Source organism: Tsuneonella dongtanensis (genome assembly GCF_001698205.1).
In the GTDB taxonomy this organism is placed as follows: Bacteria; Pseudomonadota; Alphaproteobacteria; order Sphingomonadales; family Sphingomonadaceae; genus Tsuneonella; species Tsuneonella dongtanensis.
The window spans coordinates 2,466,931-2,488,216 of record NZ_CP016591.1; the positions used below are offsets into that span (position 1 = coordinate 2,466,931).

At 64.6% G+C, this 21,286-nt stretch carries 11 protein-coding genes; 2 read left to right on the forward strand and 9 right to left on the reverse strand.

Annotation, left to right across the window (positions count from 1 at the left end; all coding sequences use genetic code 11):
• Positions 1-178: 178 nt before the first annotated feature.
• Complete coding sequence (gene dacB, locus A6F68_RS12140; RefSeq protein WP_067680501.1) at positions 179-1,627, forward strand: D-alanyl-D-alanine carboxypeptidase/D-alanyl-D-alanine endopeptidase; 1,449 nt, start codon at positions 179-181, stop codon at positions 1,625-1,627.
• On the opposite strand, the gene A6F68_RS12145 is transcribed toward dacB, so the two are convergent.
• The 3 genes from A6F68_RS12145 to A6F68_RS12155 form a co-directional block, all read right to left on the reverse strand.
• Entirely contained in the window at positions 1,620-2,633 is a 1,014-nt protein-coding gene (locus tag A6F68_RS12145; RefSeq protein WP_067680504.1) for a serine hydrolase domain-containing protein, read from the reverse strand. The two genes, dacB and A6F68_RS12145, sit on opposite strands and share 8 nt — an antisense overlap.
• Positions 2,630-4,132, reverse strand: a complete 1,503-nt coding sequence (locus tag A6F68_RS12150; protein ID WP_232308136.1) for an MFS transporter — start codon at positions 4,130-4,132, stop codon at positions 2,630-2,632. The genes A6F68_RS12145 and A6F68_RS12150 overlap by 4 nt, the downstream gene beginning before the upstream one ends.
• A 63-nt stretch (positions 4,133-4,195) precedes the next feature.
• Entirely contained in the window at positions 4,196-7,192 is a 2,997-nt protein-coding gene (locus A6F68_RS12155; RefSeq protein WP_084001810.1) for a TonB-dependent receptor plug domain-containing protein, read from the reverse strand.
• A 251-nt stretch (positions 7,193-7,443) separates the two neighbouring features.
• Here A6F68_RS12155 and A6F68_RS12160 point away from each other — a divergent pair, with 251 nt between their 5' ends.
• Positions 7,444-8,400, forward strand: a complete 957-nt coding sequence (locus A6F68_RS12160; RefSeq protein ID WP_084001811.1) for a transglutaminase-like cysteine peptidase — start codon at positions 7,444-7,446, stop codon at positions 8,398-8,400.
• 4 nt (positions 8,401-8,404) lie between these two features.
• Here the strand turns inward: A6F68_RS12160 and A6F68_RS12165 are convergent, their stop codons facing one another.
• From A6F68_RS12165 to A6F68_RS12190, 6 genes are read right to left on the reverse strand one after another with little or no spacing between them, the layout of a single operon-like run.
• A complete protein-coding gene (locus A6F68_RS12165; protein WP_067680507.1) occupies positions 8,405-9,667 on the reverse strand; it encodes an HlyD family type I secretion periplasmic adaptor subunit in 1,263 nt (420 codons plus the stop codon).
• The gene (locus A6F68_RS12170) at positions 9,664-10,734 is read right to left on the reverse strand and encodes a cell wall hydrolase (RefSeq protein ID WP_232308137.1); all 1,071 of its coding nucleotides are present in this window, start codon (positions 10,732-10,734) and stop codon (positions 9,664-9,666) included. Before A6F68_RS12170 ends, A6F68_RS12165 begins: the two co-directional genes overlap by 4 nt.
• Entirely contained in the window at positions 10,731-12,866 is a 2,136-nt protein-coding gene (locus A6F68_RS12175) for an ATP-binding cassette domain-containing protein (RefSeq protein ID WP_232308138.1), read from the reverse strand. The genes A6F68_RS12170 and A6F68_RS12175 overlap by 4 nt, the downstream gene beginning before the upstream one ends.
• 30 nt (positions 12,867-12,896) lie before the next feature.
• Positions 12,897-14,291 carry a TolC family protein gene (locus tag A6F68_RS12180; protein WP_067680509.1) on the reverse strand — a complete coding sequence of 465 codons (1,395 nt, stop codon included), beginning with the start codon at positions 14,289-14,291 and terminating at the stop codon, positions 12,897-12,899.
• Between the two features lie 16 nt (positions 14,292-14,307).
• Positions 14,308-15,015 carry an OmpA family protein gene (locus tag A6F68_RS12185; RefSeq protein ID WP_084001812.1) on the reverse strand — a complete coding sequence of 236 codons (708 nt, stop codon included), beginning with the start codon at positions 15,013-15,015 and terminating at the stop codon, positions 14,308-14,310.
• Between the two features lie 19 nt (positions 15,016-15,034).
• Complete coding sequence (locus tag A6F68_RS12190) at positions 15,035-20,926, reverse strand: DUF5801 repeats-in-toxin domain-containing protein (protein WP_067680512.1); 5,892 nt, start codon at positions 20,924-20,926, stop codon at positions 15,035-15,037.
• Positions 20,927-21,286: the final 360 nt, after the last annotated feature.

Consider the following 21,286-nt stretch of genomic DNA (forward strand, 5'->3'; position numbering starts at 1 on the left):
GAACTGGAACGTCCTGAAAAAACGGCGCAACATTCGCGTCATGCCGTCGAGTGTGACGGGGCCGCCGAAGCGCAGCAACCCCCGCGCGGGCGCATCAATGCTCGGGGGTTATGGCCGGGCGAAGGCATGGCATGGAGGCCGCTTGCCAACCGGACACCGCCCTCTAGGTTCGGACCCGATGCGCCTGTTGTCTTTCGCTGCCCCGCTTGCCCTGATCGCCGCTCCCGTGGGCGCGCAAGACGCGCTCAAGGACGAAGTCACCTCGATCCTTGACGAAGCCGGACCGGCCACGAGCTGGGGCCTGATGGTGACCGATGGGCAGGGGCGCGAGGTCCTGTCGATCGATCCGGACAAGCGCTTCGTTCCGGCCTCGAACACCAAGATATTCACCACCGCAGCAGCGATGGACGCAGTAGCGCAGGGTCAGCTCCCGGAAGCCGCCGGCACTGGCGCGCGGGTGCGGATCAGCCGGACAGGTAAGGCGCAGGATGTGATCCTGGAAGGCCGCGGCGACCCGCACCTGTCAGCTGCTCCCGATTGCGCGACCGACTGCCTCGCAACGCTTGCCGATGCCGTCGCTAAAAGGACGCGCCGGGTCCGCAACGTGGTGGGCGACGCGGCCGCCTTCCCTGACCAACGCTGGAGCCCGGGGATGAGCTGGAACAACATCCCGACGCGTTCGGGCACGGGAATTTCCGCTCTGTCGATCGACGACAACGAGATACTCGCCAGCGTGGCCCCGGGCAAACTTGGGGAACTACCGGCGGTCACGCTTCCGTCGTACTATTCGCTGATGAACCTCGCCACTACGGTACCCGGCAACAAGGTCGAACTCGGATATGATCGTGCGCCCAACGGACGCGAGCTCGTCCTCACGGGATCAATCGGAGTGGACGCGAAGCCCGAAACGCTGAGGCTGGGTGTCGACGATCCGGCGCACTACGCCGCCTGGCGCCTGGCCGAGATGCTCCGAGTACGCGGTGTCCGCGTGACCGGCGAGGTGTCCTCGCGCTACCGTCCGCTGCTTCCCTCGGATGATCCGGCAGTGCGAGGCGATGCGCCGCCAGTGCGGGTACCCGCTGTTGCCGCACTCGCTCAGGTCGAGACCCCGCCCATCGGCGAGACAGTCCGGACAGTGAACAAGGTCAGTCAGAACCTTTACGCAGAGCTTCTCCTTCGACGCACCGGCTGCATTCGGGGCACTTGCTCCATCGCCGATGGGCAGGCGGCCGTGACGGGGATGCTCGTTAGAGCGGGAGTGCCGGAAGGGACCGTAAGCCTGTCCGATGGATCGGGCATGTCGACTTACAACCGCGTAACCCCGCGCGCGACGGTCCGTTTGCTCGACTGGGTCGCTGGCCAGGCATGGGGTGCAGAATTCCGCGCGTCCCTGCCAGTAGGCGGCGTCGATGGCACGCTCAGCAGGCGCTTTGCCGGAACAGCGCTTGCCGAGCGGATATTCGCCAAGACCGGAACGCTGAACGCAACCAATGCGCTGGCGGGCTACATGACCGGTGCGAGCGGGCGCGCACTCACGTTCGCGATCTACGCCAACGATGTGCCGGAGGCGGTCCGCGCAACCCAGTTCATGGACCGCGCCCTGCTGGCCATCGCCGCGGCTAACTGAGCGCGTCGAAAGCGGCGATCACGGCGTCGCCGGTCGCAGGCCGCAATTCGAAGATACCGTTGTCCACGTGGCGCGTCGGGTGCACGCGGTTGGTCAGCAGGGTCCAGGCAAGGCCGCGCTCGAAATCGATCCAGAGACCCGTGCCGGTGAAGCCGGTATGCCCGATGGTCGCTTCCGAACAGGCGTCGCCGCCCTGCCAGCCGCGAAAGCGCGCTTCCCAGCCGAGCGTCCGCTCTTCACCGTGCCGCTCCCGGATGCCCTCGATCACGAATGGGCTCGCGCCGCTTCCGTCGAGCAGGCCTTGCGCAAAATCGAGCACCCCGCCGACCGTGCCGAAAAGGCCTGCGTGCCCGGTCGCCCCGCCGAGGGCATAGCAGTTCTCATCGTGAACCTCGCCCCTCATCACGCGGCCGCGCCACGAACAGCGCTCGGTGGCGACGGCCGGGCCCGGCGGGGGCCCGTAGCTCAGTCCCTCACCCAGCGGCCAGTCGCGCATTTCGGCACCGGTCAGCCGCTCGATGGCAATGCCGAGCAGGATGAAGTTGATGTCCGAATAGACGGGCGGACCCTTTGACCATTCGCGCTGGAGAATGAATGCGCGCAGCGTCGCGGGGTCCTTGCCGTAGGTGTAGGTCGGGAAAACCGCAGGCAGATGAGTCCGGTGCGCCAGGAGATCACGGAAGGTCAGCCGTCGTTCGGCCGCGCCGACTTCATCGTACTGCCGCAAGTCGGGGATGGCCGAGGTGATGAATGCGTCGAGATCGAGACGGCCCTGCTCGGCCAGTTCGAGGATCATCGTCGTTGTGGCGATCACCTTGGATAGCGACGCGAGGTCGAACCAGTGATCGCGCGTCAGCACTTCCCGCTCTGGTTCGACTGCCGCAAACCCATCGAGCAGCACCGCGCGCTCGCCGGACCCGCTCACGACGCCGAGTGTTGCGCCGGGAATGGCCGGAAGTGCCGGGCGCACGACTTCGAACGCGCGGGCGGCGACCTCGTCGATCATGCCGGCACGTCCGGCTGGCGTGCGCGGACGCGCACGATCACCGGGATCAGCACGATCGCCACGAGCGAGACCGCGCCGCTGAGGATGAAGAATCCGTCATAGCCGATCTCCTTCTGCATGGTGCCCGATGCGCCCGCCAGAAGCCGCGCGAGGAGGAAAGCGAAGCCCGACAGGAACGCGTATTGTGCCGCAGGGAAACGCGGATTCACCAGCATCGACAGGTAGACGACGAACACGGTGCCTGCGAAGCCATTGCCGAACTGGTCGAGCGCGACCGAGCAATAAAGCCTCCACCCCTCCGGCGCGGCCCACCATAGCCAGGCGTAGATCAGGTTGCCCGCGGCGGCGAGAACCGCGCCGATCGCCAGCGTACGCCCGAGCGGCCATTTCGCCGCCATCCATCCGCCCAGCGCCACTCCGAGCATACTGGAGGGGAGCGCGACGAAACCATCGGCGATACCGATCTGGTCGAGCGAATATCCTCGCGCGTCCCACAGCGGGTGCGAGAGCGTGAGCGCAAGCACGTCACCGACGCGGTAGAGCGAAACAAATGCCAGCACCGCGAGGGTACCGAACCCGAAGCGCCAGAAGATATCGACGTAGGGGCCGACAGTAGCCGACCGCCGCCACGGAGCGTCCGGTCCCATCCTGCGGATACGCGGTAACGCAAGCGCCATCGCAATGAACGGCAGCATGCAAATCGCAAGGGCCCACGGAGTAACATTGGTTCGGGAATCGATCCCCGCCCAAGCGGCCAGCGACAGCGCGGCCCAGCCCGCGACCGCGGTGAGCGCGGTGACCGCCAGGAGGAACATAGCCCCGGCGGCAAGCCCTCCGCCCAAAGCGGTTACCCGGCGGGCACGGGCCCCCTCCTCCGCCCGCATGGCCGCGAGTATCGGGAACGGGAGAAACGCGAGCAGGGCAATGCCCAGATAGGCGGCCGCCCAGTCGGCCCTCGCCGCGATGAAAGCTGCACCGCTGCCCGCCGCGACCATGGCGCTGCGATATCCCCACAGGTTCGCCGCCACGACCGGCCCTTGCTCGGTCTGGGTCGGGGCCAGCTCGATCCGCCAGCCGTCCGCGGCGATCTCCAGCGTGGTGGTCCAGAAAGCGAGCGTCACCGCGAACAGCGCGGTGAGTGGCAAACTGGCATCGTCGGCGGTCGCCGCCATTCCCACCATCGAGCTGACGATGCCGAGTTGCGCGAGCATCAGCCAGCCGCGGCGTCGTCCCCAGAACCCGGTGAAACCCGGGACATCGAACCGCTCGAGCAGCGGCGCCCAGAGGAACTTGAACGTCGGCAGCAATGCGATCCAGGCAAAGAAACCGACGATGGCGATGTCGATCCCGTGCTGCGCCAGACGTAGCGTCAGCACAGCATTGAACATGTAGAAGGGCAGGCCGGCGGAAAAGCCGAGCAGCAGGTAGAGCGCCTGCACGCGCGAGCGGCTCATCCCGCCGAATGGCGTGGTGGCGGGAATGGCCAGATCGGCGGTCACGCCCGTGGTTTCGCGCGTAACGCTGGCTGGCGCAATTGGTTTGCGCGCCAGCCAGCCACTCGATCAACGCAGTTTAAGCCGTACCCCGACGCGATAGGCGCGTCCGAGCAAGTCGCTGTATGTACTGTTCGCCGCGAGACCTGTTTCCGGCAGGACGATCGGGTCGGTGTCGAACAGATTCGTCACATTGACAAAAAATTCTCCATTCTTGCCACCGAACGCGTCGAACTTGAACGTCGCGTTGAAGTCGACGTAGGTTACTCCATCGATGCTGTTGTCCTCATAGGTCGGGAACTGGTTGGTCGAGACCGGACAGCCGCTCGATCCGCATTCGATGCCGGTCGCGTCGTAGCGCCCGTCGCCGACCCCGCGGGCCACCGCGGTCAGGGTGTAATCATCCGTGTCATAGGCGGCGCTGACGCGGTAGATCCACTTCGGCACGATCGACTGCGAACCCGTGCCGATGCCCAGCGTGCCGACCGAATCGAACGGGGTGAAACCCGGTACGCCGGTGGTGACGGTGTTCTCGAGATAACGCGTCGCCAGCCCGCGGATGTTCAAATTGCCCGCACCGAGCGACGCGCGATAGGCCGCTTCGAAGTCGATCCCGCGGATAAGGATGCTCGCGAAATTGAACGGTGAACGGCTGATCAGGACGCGCCCGGCAACGTTCGGATCGGGAGTGATGGCGGCGCAGTAGTCCGCCAATCCTTCGAAGCAGCGATTGACGATATCGTCCGCGCTCAGGCTGTCGATCGCGTCCGTGACTTTCACCCGCCAGTAATCCGCCGAGAAACTTAACCCGGGTACGAAGCGCGGAGTGAGAACGGCGCCGAAGCTGTACGAATCGGCTTTCTCCGGCCGCAGGTTGAGGTTGCCAGTAACGGTGCCGAGGTAGGACAGGCTAGGCCCGTAAATGCCCGTACCGGGTCCGGGATTCATCTGTCCCGCGACAAAGTAAGGGTTGGTTACGGTCGAAGTGTTCGCAGTGCCCGCCTGGAACAATTCGTTCAGATTTGGCGCGCGAATGTCGCGCGAACGATTGGCGCGCAGCAGGATGTCGTCGATTGGTTGCCACGTCGCGCCCAGCTTCCAGGTCGTGACGAAACCCGAGGTTGAATAGTCCGTACCGCGGATCGCACCGTTGAAGTCCAGCCCGAAGCCGAGCGGTATCACGGTTTCAAGATAGGCTTCTTTGACATTGTAGCTGCCCTTGCTGGGACGATAATTGCCCACCGACCACAGGCTCGTCGTCGAGCCGTTGGCGTTCACGACCGGCTGGAATTCCTGCGGCACGAAGCCGTCGATTTCTTCCTTTCGATACTCCGCGCCAACCGCGATGCTAACGTCGCCCGCCCATGTGGCGAATGGGTTGAGCGACAAGTTCGCGCCCGCCACCGTCTGCTTGAGGAACTGGTCGCGGTAAGGATCGCCGAGGACGTAGTCGATCGCATCCGCCGACGACACGCCCAATCCGAGCAGGTTGAGCGGACGGCAAGCGGCGTCATTGTTTGTCGTATCGCCGTCGACGTTGATCCGGCACTGGATCGAGCCGACCGGAAGGCCGCTCTCGTTCCCGGCCGGGGCGAATACCGCGTCGATGGCGACGTTGCGGCGGGTGGTCTGCTGGATGTTGATCAGCTGTTCGTGCAGGTCCGCGCGGCCGTACTGCCCGTAGATATCCCACTGCGCGGGCCGTCCGAAGGCCTCAAAATCGCCTTCCGCACCGATCGTGTAGCGTTCGACCTTGCGCTCGTTGTTAGTGCCGCGCCCCGGAAGGTCCGCAGCGGTGGTCGCTAGCGTCACCGTGTTGCGCCCGGCGAGAGCCGCTGAGCCCAGCGTCCGGTACAGGAATGCGTTGCAGCTGATCGGGGCGGTCGCCCCGGTGCCGCAATTGGAAGCACGGATCGACAGGCCGGTCATCAGGTTGGGACCGGCATTGAACAGCGTTTCCTGGCGGTTGAACGATGCCTCGCCGAACAGGCGGACGCCGTCGGTGATGTCGAAGCTCAGGCGGCCGAACACGCCCCAGCGGTCTTCCTCGGGGCTGAGGCCGATGCGGCGGCCCGAATCGTTGACCCGCCAGTCACCGCCCTGGTTTAGCGAGGGGGTCGACGAGCAGGCCGGAGAGGGAAACACGAGGCTGCCGTATTGGTACTGGTTGATCGATCCGCCTTGGCCGAAGTAGGTGCCACAGAGCGGGGTGCCGCCCGAAGACCCGGTAATCAGGCCGCCCGGCGTCGAGTTGGCCGCGCCGACCATCGTGCGGAAAAGGTACCGCGGCACGGTCGCGTTGGCGGACCAGGCTGGATTGGTGATCCGCACGAAGCCCTGATGGTTCCACGCGCGTTCGATAGGATCAATGGAGAAGATACCGTCGGTGTGGGCGATTTCGCCCGCGACGATCAACCGTGCGCGACCGTCGGCGAAGGCAAAGCCTGCCGTCGCGTCGGCCGAATAGTTGAAGCCGTCGCCGCGGTGGGTGATGCCGGCATCGGCCCCCACTTTAATGCCCTCGTACTCGTTGTTGAGGATGAAGTTGGTCACACCCGCGACCGCGTCAGAGCCGTACGCGGCCGAGGCACCGCCAGTCACCACTTCGACGCGCTGCACGAGGGACTGGGGAATCGTGTTCACGTCCACGATGCCATTCGCAGTTGAGCCAACAGAGCGTCGGCCGTTCACGAGCACCAGCGTTCGCACGGTGCCGAGGCTGCGCAGGTTGAGCGCGTTGATGCCTGCCTGGCCGTTGCTGAGTTCGAGCCGCGAGTTCGACGGCCGGATCGATGCAGCGAGCGCCGGAAGCTGGTTGACGAAGTCGGCGATGTTGTTCGTTGGCGAGGAGTTCTCGATGTCCTCTTCGGTCAGCACCTGCACCGGGGTCGGCGCTTCGAATCCGTCGCGCACGACGCGGGTGCCGGTGACGACGATTGTTCCCTCAGTTGAGGCGTTGTTCTCCGCCACCCCCGCATCCTGCGCTAACACTGCAGGCGCAAATGCGAAACTGCTCACCGCCGTGGTGGAGAACAACGCGAGGCGAAGGTGATTGAACAAACGCATAGAGACCCCCTGGATAAGGTTGTTCGCTGGCGGATATCAGTTTGCATGGAAAGGAAATAGCGTCGCCGCGCATTCTCATAACCTGAGGCAATTATGTTACAACCAAAGGCGATAGCGGCTGGGCGAAGTCGCAAGCAATCCCTTGCCTGTGTTGGCGCGGCGCGGAGGCCGCCTCCGCGCCGCTTTCGTAACCGCGGCGTTAACCCCGTCTCGTCACTCTACCCTTACCTGCCCCCCTTATCCGGGGTGGCATGGACAAGGGCCACCTCTCCCTTTCTCTCGTTTCTCGCATCGCTGCGGGCGCTTCCGCACTTGCGCTGGGCACTTTCGCATCGCCGGCGAACGCTTCCGTTCATGCGATAGCGCTGCCGGCAGTGATCGACGCGGTGTCCGGCTGCGTCATGGACGCCAGGCCGCTGTCGCCCGCGCTCGCGCCGGCCAGCCCGATCACCAAGAGCGCCGCGGTTCTCGGCGGCGCTCCGAGTGCACTCGATGCCATCCGGGTGCAGCAGGCCGCAGTGGCAGCGGTACCAGCCGGAAACGGGGTTCAGATCGCCGAGGCAAGTCTGCCGACGGCTACGCTGTCTCCCGGTATCGACGCCTCCGCCCCCCCCTCCGCGTGCAACGGCCTCGCCGCCCTGCGCACCGCGCCCACTTCCGGCGCGCGATCGGCCCTGTCGACCCTGAGCTTCGATCCGGAAAACTTCCTGGCGAGCAAGCGTGTTCGCATCGGAAACACGACCTTCGACAGGGACTGGAAACGGGTGCGGAGCGAAACGCTGTCCGCCACTCAGCTCAAGCGGCACATCGGCGCACTGCCTGCCAGCCGGGAAGATGCCCTTACTGCCGTCAACCGCTGGGCCAACCAGCGGATCAAGTATACCGAGGACAGCGTCCAGTATGGACGGAGCGACTTCTGGGCGGGCGCACGCAAGACGCTGAAGGCAGGACGCGGCGATTGCGAGGACATCGCCCTCGTCAAGATGCAGTTGCTCGCGGCCGCGGGCGTGCCGCACGACGACATGATGCTGACCATCGCCCGCGACCTCGTCCGCAACGCCGATCATGCGGTGCTGATCGTTCGCACGGACATGGGTTACCGGATGCTCGACAACGCGACCGACGAAGTGCTCGACGCCGCGCCGAGCCATGATTACCGGCCAATCCTGAGCTTCGGCAACCAGACGCGCTGGCTGCACGGCGTCTGACCGCTCAGCGCTCGGTGAGCGCCATGTCGAAGGCCTTTTCGATCGGCTTCAGCAGATAGGTCAGGATGCTGCGGCTTCCGGTGATGATTTCGACGTCGCAGATCATGCCGGGGACGATAGGCAAGCGCTGCCCCCCCTTGGTGATATACGACTTGTCGGTCTCGATGAGTACCGTGTAGTACGCCTGCCGTTCGGCCTCGTCGAAGATGCTGTCGGCGCTGACCTGCTGGACCTTGCCGCGCAGGCCGCCGAAGATCGAGAAATCGTAGGCCGTCACCTTTACGTTCGCGGTGTCACCCACCTTGATGAAGGCAATGTCGCTCGGCGCGATCCGTGCCTCGACAAGCAGTTTGTCGCCCACGGGGATGACCTGCATGATCTTTTCGCCCGCGTTGACGAAGCCGCCGACGGTGGTGATCTGCACATCGTTGACGATACCGTCGGATGGCGCGCGCAGGGCATTGCGCTCCTGCCGGGCGGCCGCGCCGCGGATGGTCTGCTCGTTGACCGCGATCTTGGTCTGCAGCTCGCTCCGCTCGGTCAAAGCTTGCTGGCGGAAATCGAGCCGCGCGGCATTCAGATCGGCCTGCGCCTCGCTGATCGAAGCCGACGCGCGCGCGGCAGCCTGGCGCGCGGCCGAGAGTCGGCCTTGCGTGTCGACAAGCTCGCGTTGCGCCGTGAGCAACTCGGTTTGCGGAACGATTCCCTTCGCAGCGAGCGGGGTCAGCATGTTGACCTGCTCGCGTGCTAGGCGGACGCTGTCCTCGAGCGATGCCGCAGTTGCCTGTGCTTCGCTCAGGTCGCGGCGCCGTTGTTCGATCGCGGCGGCCAGCGCATTCTGCCGTGATTGCTGAGTCGCAACCCGAACCTGTTGCAGCCGCCGTTCGTCCGCGCAGTCGGCGCCTTCGCATCCCAGCGCACCGCCGCCAGCCTCGCCCTGAAGCCGGTCCGCGCGGATCGCGAGCCGCTCGGTCTCGGCCTTGAGCTGACCCAGTTCCGAGGCGGACTGCGCATCGTCCAGCCGGACGAGCAGCTGGCCCTTCTTCACGCTCTGACCGCCGCGGACGAGGATATCCTTGATAACCGCGGGCTCGGCCGGCTGAACCAGCTGCGCCTTGCTCGATGGGATAACCTTCCCCATCCCGCGCGTCACCTGGTCGACTTGCGCGAACGCGGCCCAGATAATCAGCAGGAAGAGGCCGAGCGCCGAAATCGCGATGAGGCGTCGGCTCGCATCCCAGTTCTCATAACGCTCGCGCAGGGTCACGCAGCCGGGTCCTTGATCGCAGGCGTTTCGGCGATACCGGCCCCAGCGGCGCGCACGGCATCGGCCTGGCTGGAGATGGTATTCTTGTAGCCGTTGCTGATGTCCGCCGGGTCGGGAATCGAGAGGCGCCAGGTCGTGGTGGTATCGAGCCGTCCGCCGACGTCGTGCGCCGCATGCCGGTCCTTGGCATCGGGCGTGACCGTCAGGCCCGGCACGAACGCCTCGACAGGTTCGAGGGTCTCTTCGGCCAGCCGCGCATCGAGTTCAGCGCGCAGTCGGCCGAAATCGAGTTGCGGGATGCGCTCGACGCCAGTCCAGCGGTCGCCGAAGGCACTTTCGCTGCCTACGCGCCCGGGCAGGCGGTAAAAGATGTGCCGCCCGATCTGGGCCAGCTTGCCGAGCGTGAAGGCCCACTTCGGCACCACGTAATCGGCATGGTAGTTGGTCGCGGTCCCGACCGAAGGTTCGGTCGTCCCGGCCAGCGCTTCGGCGGCGATACGGCGCGATTCGTTCCATTGCCGCGCCATCGGGGTGCGAAGCAGCGACCCGTCGCAAGTGAAGCTGAACTGGCACACAGGGGCGTTCGCGCCCTCGTAGACGACTCCGCAGACCGAGTTGGGATAGGCCGGGTGCTTCAGGCGGTTGATCACGACCTGCGCCACCGCGCGTTTGCCGGTTTCGGGTTCGTTGGCCGCCTCGTAGTAAATTGCCTGCGTCATGCATCGCAGGGCCGTCGAATAGGCAGCCGAGCTGGTGCCGATTTCGGTAAAAGCGGCCATCCGGCCGACGGGTAGCCCGCTGATCGGGATCAGGGCATTACGCTCTACCGCGCTGTCGCCCTCGACAACGAGCGCCTGGTCGGTTCCCGTCGACATCGTCGCGATCTGTTGGCGGACCGCGCTGGTGACCGGCACCGCGGCGCGCGCCTCGCGCTCGGGCGGCATGAACGAGGAGGCGCCCAACGCGCCCACGACGATTGCGAACAGCAGGCCGCCTTTCACCAGGCGACCCTTCGCCGGGCTACCGTCGTCGGGCACCGAGGCCGTTTCGATGGCGAGCGTGTTCATTGAGTTTTTCCTGCCAGGCCCGATCGGGCGATCACGTCCTGGATCGGTCCGTCGGCCACGACGCGGCCGTTGTCGAGTACGATAAGGCGCTGGCATACCGCGAAAAGCGCCGGTCTGTGGGTCGAAATGACCAGGGTTTGCCCTTCTGTCATGGACTGGGACAGACGCTCGACGAAAAGTTGCTCGGTCTGTGCGTCCATCGCCCCCGTCGGTTCGTCGAGGAACAACAGCTCGCAAGGCGAAACGAGCGCACGGGCGAGTGCAAGGAACGAGCGCTGACCACCCGAAAGACGCCGCCCCCCCTCGCCCACTGCGCGATCGAAACCGCCGGCATCGCGCGACAAGAACTGGTCGGCCCCGGTCGCACGAAGTGCGGCAAGCATCGCCTCGTCGCTCACGTCGCGGCGACCGAGCGCCAAGTTTTCCTTGACCGAACCGGTAAAGATCGCGGCGTCCTGGCCGACGAAGCGAAAAGCATCGCGCAGCTGCTGCGGCCGGCACTGCCGGCTGTCGAGCCCATCGATCAGCATCGCGCCGTCGGTGGGCGCGTACAGGCCGCACAGGATACGCCCCAACGTGGACTTGCCCGAGGCGACCCGGCCCACGACTGCAACCTTTTCACCCGGCTGGATCGTCAGGTCGAGACCGTCGAGCGCCGACTGCGAAGTGTCAGGATACTTGAAAGAGAGGTTCTCGAGCTTGATCGTCGGACGCGAGATCGCCCCCAGGGCGAGCGTGCCGGTGCGTTTGCGCTCGTCCTCGCCCTCGAACAGGCGCTCGATACTGTCGAGCGTTTCCTTCGCTTGCCGCCCGCGCGTGAGCAGGAATGCGATCTGGCCCGCCGGTGCAAGCGATCGCGATGCAAGCATGACAACCGCGATGATGGCGCCCATCGTGATCTGGCCCGCCGCGAACAGGTAATACCCGCCGATCACCAGCGATACGGTCGATATCTGCTGGAATGTCTGGGCCAAGCCGATGGCGAGCGCATTGATGTGCCGCAGGCGCTGCTGGGAATGGGAGCCGACCTCGGCCAGCCGACGCCAGCGGCCGATCATTCCGCCCTCGCCGCCGAGGCTCTTGAGCGTCTCCATTCCGGTCAGCGATTCGACCAGCAGGGTCTGCTGCAGCCCGGCATCCGCCTGCGCGTCCTGCGCCGCGGCAACGACACGCTTTTGCAGGACCCACCCGGCAACGGCCATCGCAGCGATAATCACGATCGGAATCAGCGCGAGCCAGCTCGCGATGATCGCGATGACGCCGACGAACACGAACAGGAAGAAAACATCGACGACGAGTATGACCGTCGTCGAAGCGAAGAATTCGCGGACCGTCGCATATTCGGAAACCCGCGCCGCCAACGCACCCGTATGACCGCGCCGGCTGTCGAGCGGCGCGGCAAGCAGCCGCGAGAAAATCTTCTGCGACAGCTTCAGGTCGAGCCGCATGGATATTTCGTCGACCACCTCGGTCCGCGCCCGCTTGAGAAGGAATTCGAGGAGGAACGCGAGAAGGACGCCTACCGCCAGAACCCACAATGTCGCCTGGGCGCGATTGGGAATCACGCGGTCGTAGACGTTCATCGAGAACAGCGGCAGCGCCACGGCTAGGAGATTGACCACCGTCGAAGCGACGATGACCGGCGTGAAAGCCGCAGCCTCCTTGCGCAATTCACCCCAGAACCAGTGTCCCCGGCCCTTGGCGTGCCAGGGAGCCTCGTCCTCGCGCTGCTTGTCGGGATCTCCGTAGACCGTGATGAAACGGGTGATCGGCTGCGACTTGAGCGATGACCGGCTTTCCCAGGTTTCGCCACTGTAGGGCCGCCAGAGCAGGATATCGCCTTCGCGCACATCCAGTCCGATGGCGAACTCGCCGGGCGAAAATTCGATGAGAGCCGGATACTCGGATGCCACCGCGGGTAGCCTCCGCCGGAGATGCGGCTCGAAACCGAGATCGGCAACCTCGAGCGCTGCCTCGGCCTGGTGCCCGGGCAGGCGTCCCGCCCCATCGCGCGGCAGGTATTCGAGGCGCGTTACATCGAGCGACGGCCCGAGCCGCCGCGCGAGTTCGAGGACGCACTCCACCAGCGGGTCGGCCGTGGCGCCCTCGATCGCTTCGCCTTCAATCATCATGCCTGTTTTCCGTGCGACGCCCGGCCCTGGTCAGGGATAGACGCGTCGCTGCAATTCAGCCGGCGCCGGTGGTCCGAAGTCGAACCGAGCCCGCTCTTCCATTCCCGCACCTGCGCCCGGAGCGATGCTTAGGGCATCGAGCAGGTTGTTGGTAGCGGCAAGTGTCTGGTACTGCGCGAAAAGCTGCGAGAACCGCGAGGTCTCGAGCCGCACCTGCGTGTTGTAGCGGGTGTTCTGGGCATCGAGCACGTCGAGGAGCGAGCGGCGGCCGACATTGAACTGGCTGCGATACGAAAGGAGCAGGTCGTCGCTGACCTGACTTTGCCGTTCGACCTTGTTCACGATGTCGGTCTGGCTGTTCATCGTGGTCCAGGCGGTCCGCACGTCCGCCTCGGCCTCGCGCTGCAATTCGTGCAAGCGATAGCGCGCCTGGCTCGCCCGGCGCACCATTTCCTGCACTTTCGCACGGTTGATACCGCCGTCGAAAATGTTCCAGCGCATCACGGCCCGCGCCTGCAGGTCGTTCGTCTCGCCGCGGAAGCCGTCGATATCGTCGCCGATCCGGCCGCGCAGCTCGATGCCCACGGTGGGATAGAGATCGCCTTCGGCCGCCTTGACCATGGCCGTCGCCGCATCGACGTCGGCAACCGCCTCGCGCACCTTGGGGTGCTTCGTGCGAGCCTGGCCGACAGCCTGATCGAGACTGGGCGGCAGAGCGGAGGCAAGGTTGGGCGGCAGCACGACCTGGTTGATTTCCAGGCCCGTCAGGCGCTGCAGCTCGATCATGGCGTTCTGCAGGTCCTGCTGGGCCTCCGTCTGCCGAACCAGCGCAGCCTGCAGCCGCTCTTCCGCCTGTTGACGGTCGGCAATACTGATCGAGCCCTGCTCCACTCCCTTGCCAAGATCGCCCACCAGCATCTGGTGGAACGTCACGTTGTCGGACGAAGCCGCCGCGACCCGCTGCTGAAGGAGAACGTCGAAGTACTGGCGTGCAACCTGCAGCGCGACGAACTCGGAGCGCTCGACCACGCGGAGCGATGCTCCGTCGACGCGTGCTGCCTGCCGGAGCAGTTCTCCGCGACGCCGGCCGAAGTCGATCACCGTCCAGTCGACGACCCCGCCTACCTCAAGCGGATAGAGCTCCTGGTCGGCGATACCGAGGTTGCGCCGGGTGGTGTTCTCGAGCCGACGGATACCCGCCGATGCTTCGAGATCGACACGCGGTGCGTAGAGACCCTGCGCCTGCTTGCGCTCGGCCTGGATAGCCTCGGTGTTCATCTGGGCCTGAATGATTTCAGGGTTGGCCTTCATCGCAACCGCGACGGCCTCCTGGAGCGAAGTCGGACCGGAATCCTGCGCCAACGCAGCCGGAGCGGCCGATGCCAGCAGGACCGCTGTCGCGATCGATAGTGTGTACTTGCGCATAGTAACCCCTCGAATGTTACCGGACGCCGATTTCGACACGGCGATTTTGCGGATTGCGGACCCCATCTTCTGTGGGGACCCGCGGCTGCTCTTCGCCCTGGGCGCTCGTCGAAATCGCGGAGCGCGCGATTCCCATCGAGGCCATCAGCGATGCGACTGCTTCGGCTCGTCGCTCGGACAGGCCCATGTTGTAGGCGTTGCTTCCCGACCGGTCGGTGTGGCCGATCACGTCGAAAGCGGTCCAGTTGCAGGCAGCGGCGTTACGCGAGACGAACTCGATCGTCTGGTTCGCGTCCGCCGGCGGTGCGGCCGAATCGAATTCGAAGAACACGATCCCCGGCAGACGCTGGCTGCAGATTTCCGGCGGGGGAGCGGCCACGACCGGCGGCGGGGGCGGCGTGTACGGCGCAGGTACCCGGTTCATCAGCCGCGCGGCCATTTCGCACTTGCCGATGCTGACCTCGTCGCGCGTCGACGACTTGAGGTAGCCGAGCGCGATGCCGCACTGCACCTTGGCCTCGTTCGCCCAGACATAGCGGGAATTGTCGCCCGACACGATCGCGGGATCGGTCGAAAGTGCGAGCGCCGCGTCGTAACGTTGCTGGATTTCCGATCGCAGCGAGTTCAGGTCGAGCCCGGACAGCGAGCTGTCCTGCGCGTGCCCTGGCACCGCCACTGCCGCAGCGGCGATTGCCACCGTCGATACAAGCGTCTTTCTCATCATTACCCCCGTTCCTCGAAGTTCAGGCCTGCGCCGCCGCGAGCATGCTCGCGTCGTCGTTGGCTTCGGGTAGAATTGCCATGTGTGCAAAAGCGTTGGTCCCGCCGAGATCCTGCGAAAGCAGGCCCGACATGTCGTCAAAGGCAGACAGGGTGAATGCCGTCCCCTCCATGCTCGGCGAGAAATGCGCGAGCAGGCCGTCAAGCATCGCTTCGCCGGCGAAGTCCGCCATCGCCCCGCCAACAAGCCCCTGGAGATTGCCGGACAGTTCGGCCGGAGCACCAGGCGCTGCCGACATCGCCAGCAAGCCTTCCATCACGCCGCCGGTGCCCATCGCCGCGAACAGCGATCCTCCCGCCTCGGCGCCCGCTGACGGGCCGCCGTCGCCGGCGATGAAGTCCGAGACCGGCGCTTCGGAGCGGAAGTCCGATCCGTCGGCCACCAGCTCCGCCTCGGCGGTCTCGCCCCGGAAATGGGCGGTCGCCTGGGCATTGGCGTCGGCTGCCAGCTCAAGCGCTTCGCTGGGTTCGCCGATGGTGTTGTCGCGCATCGCCTCGACGTTACCATTGAAAGTTGCGAACCGGACTTCATCGATGACCGGCTGCTCCAGTGCGACGATCTCGCCGACAATCTGGCTTCCTACCGTGGTCGAAGTCGCATCCAGGAGCGCTCCGGCCAAGGCCGCGGTCGTAACCAACTCGGCGGTCCGCTGCGCGTCCTTGGACTGAGTGTGAAAGGAAGCGTCGGCGACCGAACCCGTAGTCCCGTCTGTAAGCTTGTAAGACGAAGAACCGGCGATCGAAACATCACCATTTGCTGCGCTGTAGGATGTTCCGTCGGATTTAAGCGTTAACGACACAATCCCGACCTCCGCCAGGGACCGCAACTCGCCCGCATCGACGACGCCATTTGAGTTGGCATCCTGCCAAACGCCAAACAGTCCGAAGTCGGCGTCGCTCGCATCGAGAATGTCGCCGTATTGCGCAGCGAGAGCCTCAAGATCGGTCATGCCAGAGTGGCCGAACACGATTTCCGTCGCGTCGTCGACCGTACCGCTGGCGTTTGCATCTCGGACGAGGATGCCATCATCCGAATGCGCCCACCCCGTGGACACCAGCCCTGCACCATAATCGAACGTGACCCCTGCCTCGATCGACAGGAACTCTGTTCCGTCGCCATCGAGGTCGAGAACGACAGGGGCGGGATTCAGCGTCACCGAGATGCTCGTGCCGCCCGCAGTGTCGCCGTCGAAGTCGATGATCTCGACCGGGATGCTGAAATTCACCGGAGCGGTCGATGGTACGGACGCCCCGAATCCGCCAATCTTGAACGACGTTCCGGGAGACACGTTGCTCACGACGAGGCTGTTGTAGCCGCTGGCCGTGAACACCGCGACCTCGGTGCCCGCTCCCGAGTTTCCGTTGTCACCTTCTACGCCGGTCACGTTGACCGAACCGTCCGCGAGCAGCTGAACAGTGAAGGTATGTCCGCTGATGACATAGTTCTGCGGCGACAGCGTAGGAGTGATGATCTGCTGGCCGGTCATCGGATCAGCATAGGTGATCCCCAAATAGGTGATCGTGATGCCGTCGATGGGGTCGGACGAACCGTCGCCGACAGTCGTGTTGTCGACGCCGTCCGGATCGTCGAAGGCCTTGAAATTGGCTGTCACGTTGGTGGCTTGCGCGAGGTTCCCGTTCTCTTGCGTGATGATCACGCTAGCGCCGTTCGTTCCGTAGTGACTGGTGAACGAGTGATCGCGGTTCGCGGCATCCAGGTACCCATTGTTGGCACCCGACGATTTGGCGGGGTCCCCACCGAGATTGTTGACGAAGTCGATCCGAACGCCCTCGCCGGTATCGACCGCCTGGCCACCGCCGACGCCAAGCAGAATTGCACTCGTGTTGAGCGTCTGCCCCGGCGCGGTAGGAGTGAGGAGAATGTCGGCAGGACCCGCGCGATCGAAACCGGCCCACGGATCGTTGCCGCCGACGAAGCTGGAATCTGTCGGATTGAGGGTGATCTTGGTCACGGAGTCGACCGACCCGCTCATGTCGATTGTATACTGGTTGGTATTTGGATTGATGACCGCAGTGAAAATAACCGTGCCTGTCGCCAGAGACGCTCCAGTATAGGCAGTCAGAGTGAGGCCGTCGTCCGAGACGTCGTACTTGATTGGCGCCCCGCCAGAAGTCAGCCCCGTTGCAGTTGTCTCGAGAGATCCGGGGAAGCGAACCGAACCTGGGCCGTCGGCACCATAATTGTCCGCTAGTCCGTCGATCGACAGATATCCCATGTCCGATCCTGACGCGTTATTCGCCAGTGAGGCCGCTTCGGGTGACACGGCGGTCGGACCGTCGTCGGCAAATCGCAGATTGCCGCCGAGGTCGACCGTTTCGCTGTCTGTTGCCGTATCCCCGTCTCCATCGGTGATGGTCGCAGATGCAGTCAGCGTGATCAGCTGGTTGGACAGGATGACGTCATCCGACAATCCGTTGTACGGTGCCGAAGTGTCTCCGGGCAGCTGATGATCGATCTGCTGGAATTGGGTCAGTGTTACGACCCCGCTGGCATTGACTTCGACGCTGAAAATGACCTGGGCGTCGGTCTTTGCGGTGGGAACAACAGCTCCGGTGTAACCGACCATCAACCCGTCGCTAAGCTTCAGCAGAATGATAGGCGCACCGTGGCTGGACATCCCGCTCATCGCGGCGTTGGCGCCAAGTCCCAGCGCGTAGGTCAATGTCGGAGTTGCGGCCCCATCCGTGCCCGCGTCTGATGTGAACGAGAAGACGCCTGCAAAGGCCCCGCTAGCCGTCGAAGCGACGTCGGATGCCGCACCGATCGTTGCGGAATCCATTGTCCGGAGCGTGACGTCCGTGTCGTCGCCCGTCAGCACGTCGATCGCCGGACCGTCGTCCTCGAACTTCAGGAGACCCGAGATGTCGACGCTGTCGACCGCGGTGTCCCCGTCGCCGTCGGTCAGGGTCACCCCCAGCGCGATCGTCCCCGCATCGAGACCCGCCGCGCTCGCGCCGCTCTCGTCGTGGTCCGCGGCATCGTTGTGCTCGACCGCGCGGAACTGGTTCAGCGTCACCTCGCCCGTCGAGGCATTGATCGACAGCGTGAACACCAGCGCGTTGCCGGTCGCGGTGCGCCCTTCGACCACCCCGCCCACCAGCGTCAGCGTCACCGCCTCGCCCGTCACCGCATCAACCAGGCCCGAGGCCGCGTTGGTCACGCTCAGCGCATAAACCCGGCTCGCCTCGCCGTCGGTCCCCGCATCCACCGAGGTCACGCTGAACAGCGTCCCCTTGGCGTACCCGATCGCGCCCATCGCCGCGCCCGGCGCGGTCTCGTCGTTGTTGAGAGCTCCGCCCGGCTCGTTCTGAACCGACCCGCCCGTCCCGAACGACTCGTCCACCACCAGGTTCGTCGTCCCCGCCGCGATGTCGATGCTGGGAACATCATCAAGGATTGAAACGGAAAACGATCCAGCCGCGGGAAGCATATCCCCGTCACTATCGATGATCTGGAAAGACACGCCGCTCAACACGACGACATCCTCGGACCCGGCATCAGCGTGACGCACGGGCTGCACGAGCGTCGCGGAATAAGTGTAGACCACCTCACCCGCACTCGAGCCGGGAACCGCCCCGGTGACACTGACGCGTATCACCTCGCCCCCGCCACTGTCGCGGCCGACAAGGACACCGCCTTCCACGGCAAACGTCACCGGGTTGCCGTCAAGCGTGAGAAGCTGCGAATCGTAAGCCGAATCGTCGAGCAGGACAAACGCAGCCAAGGCATTGGCGGGTACGTCGCCTCCGAAATCAACGGTCACCGACCCAGAGTCGGTCAGGCTTTCGTTTCCATCGGTTTCAGAGGGGTCCGCCTGCAGCGGATCGGAATCGACATTCGCACTTCCGAACCCGTCTTCGTCGACAAGCAGGTTGGCACCCTCGCCAAGAACCGGCGTCGAATCATCGAGGAGCGTGATCGTGACAGTTGCCTGCCGCGTATCGCCGTCGCCGTCGGTAATCGAATAGTTGAAGGTGACGACGCCCGATTCACCCGGACCGGGGGTGTAGGTGAACGTGCCGTTCCCGTTGTTGACCAGCGTGCCGGTCGCTGCCGCACCGTTGACCGAAAGGGATCCGGGTACAAACGTCACGGTGCCCGGCTGCACGCTGTCCGCGCCCTGGACGTCGTTCGCCAATACGTTGACCGTGACGGGTGCGTTCTCGACGGTTTGCGCAGCGCTGTCGTTCGCCGGAACCGGCACGTCATCGATGATGGTGATCGTAAGAGTTTTCGTATCCGAATCGCCGTCGACGTCGGTCACCGTAATCGGGAACGATACCGAGGTGGTGTCGCCCGAGGTGTTGTCACCGAGCGTAAACGAATACGCGATCGTGCCGGTCGCCGGGTTGTACGAAGTGATCGTCAGCGTGCCTTGCGGTACGGTGATCGTCTGGCCCGCCCCAGTAACCGTAACATCGCCGATCTTGACCGACGCGATGCCATCCGGCGCTACGACAGTGATGGTGCCGGCAGTCGTCTCGACGTTGGTCGGCGCCGCGGTACCGGGCGCTTCGTTGCCGCGGGCCGGAAGGCCGGCCTCGTTCACCACCGTTCCCGCACCGCTGGTCGGCAGCGAGACGACGCTCGCCGGGCTGTCGGCGATCGTGATCACCAAGGTCGCGGTGTCGCTGTCTCCGTCGCCGTCAGTAAGCGTGTAGGTGAAGGTATCGGTGACCCCGCCCGCCGTGTTGGGCGTACGGACATAGCTGTACGAGCCGTCTGCCTTGATCGTCAGCGTACCGTATTGGCCGGTGACGACGAGATTCCCGGCAGTATCGAAGGTCGTGTCATTACCTCCAAAGCCGCTGATCGCGGTGACGCGCGCTCCGTCTGCGCCCTGAACATCGGCGCCGGCAGCACCACTCGTGGTGCCCGTGCCGGTGATGACGTTGCCAGTCTCCGGACCATACGTTCCCGCAGCAACCAGATCGGTGTCGTTGCGCGCATCCGGCGCATCGTCGAGCAGATTGATGGTGAGCGTGGCGGTGGCGGTATCGCCGTCGAGATCGGTGATCACGACAGCGACGGTCTCGGCGACCGTCGCCCCGAGCAGGTTGTCACCCAGCGTATAGCTGTAGCCGATAACCCCCGGCGCGATGCTGGTAATGGTCACCGTGCCGTTCGTGAGCGCAATTGTCTGGCCGACCGCCGTGATGGCCGTGCCGCCAAATGTAATTGAGCCGACGCCATCAAGGCTGTTGAAAACGATCGAGCCGGTCACGGTCTCGCCGTTCGACGACGCATTGCTTCCGGCGGGCTCCCCGGGACGCGCCGGCAACGCAGCTTCGTCCACGGTGGAAGTCGCGTCCGTCGCACCGACCGGCTGATCCGGAGTGACAATGACGAGATCCGGCTCGTTGTCGACGGCGGGGATGATCTCCCGCTCCTCCGGCTCAGGAAACGCGAGTTCGGTGTACGGCAGAAGATCGCCCAGACCGAAGGCATCCTGGATCGGTCCCACCGGACCGGCAAAGTTGCCGCCCGAGCTCTGCGGGTTTCCTGCAGCGGGCTGTGGTTCGTTACCGATGAGTAGAGCGGCAAGGTTGAGCGGCGGGATGGCCACATCGTCGATGACGAGCTGTGGAACGATGATTGCACCGTCGGGGATGACGTACCGCACGCCATCCGACCCAATCACCACGAGGTCCCGGCCCTCGATCCGGATGTCGCCGAGCTCGGTGCCGGCCGGAAGAACGACCACGCCCGACTGATCGGCCACAAGAACCCGAGAAGCGCTACGGTTCGCAGGGCCCGCGCCGGCGCCACCGTCCTGCAGTTCGGCCGAATCCTGATCGCCGAAACCGTTCGGCTCCTGATTGTGCAAGTCCATCGTGTTCCAACCTCGCATTGCGGGTGTGTCTCATCGACACAGCAAGATTGGCGACCGCGATCGAGCGGCAGAGAGGCGGTAAGCCCCCCGTTAAAACTCCAATCTTGCGGCCCTGGTTATGGTCGTGACGAGCACGATGATGTGCCTTCTGTCAGCGACGAGTCGTTTCTGAGGAGAAACAGAACAGGAATCCGATATCCTTTCAAGGGAATTAACTATCCTTGGTTCAGCCGGGGTAAGCCCACGACTTACATGTACTTAGCGCGCAGCACCGTCCGCGCATCCCACAATGGCACGCTTTTTGAGGCTGGTTTTGGGCAAACGAACCGGCGAACTTCCCTTCTGCGTGTAGGATTGTCG

Bases quoted from the DNA above. Each gene is read 5' to 3' on its own strand.
- A6F68_RS12145 (WP_067680504.1), bottom strand. From the start codon at position 2,633: ATGATCGACGAGGTCGCCGCCCGCGCGTTCGAAGTCGTGCGCCCGGCA.
- A6F68_RS12155 (WP_084001810.1), bottom strand. From the start codon at position 7,192: ATGCGTTTGTTCAATCACCTTCGCCTCGCGTTGTTCTCCACCACGGCG.
- A6F68_RS12185 (WP_084001812.1), bottom strand. From the start codon at position 15,015: ATGATGAGAAAGACGCTTGTATCGACGGTGGCAATCGCCGCTGCGGCA.
- A6F68_RS12170 (WP_232308137.1), bottom strand. From the start codon at position 10,734: ATGAACACGCTCGCCATCGAAACGGCCTCGGTGCCCGACGACGGTAGC.
- A6F68_RS12160 (WP_084001811.1), top strand. From the start codon at position 7,444: ATGGACAAGGGCCACCTCTCCCTTTCTCTCGTTTCTCGCATCGCTGCG.
- A6F68_RS12175 (WP_232308138.1), bottom strand. From the start codon at position 12,866: ATGATGATTGAAGGCGAAGCGATCGAGGGCGCCACGGCCGACCCGCTG.
- A6F68_RS12180 (WP_067680509.1), bottom strand. From the start codon at position 14,291: ATGCGCAAGTACACACTATCGATCGCGACAGCGGTCCTGCTGGCATCG.
- A6F68_RS12190 (WP_067680512.1), bottom strand. From the start codon at position 20,926: ATGGACTTGCACAATCAGGAGCCGAACGGTTTCGGCGATCAGGATTCG.
- dacB (WP_067680501.1), top strand. From the start codon at position 179: ATGCGCCTGTTGTCTTTCGCTGCCCCGCTTGCCCTGATCGCCGCTCCC.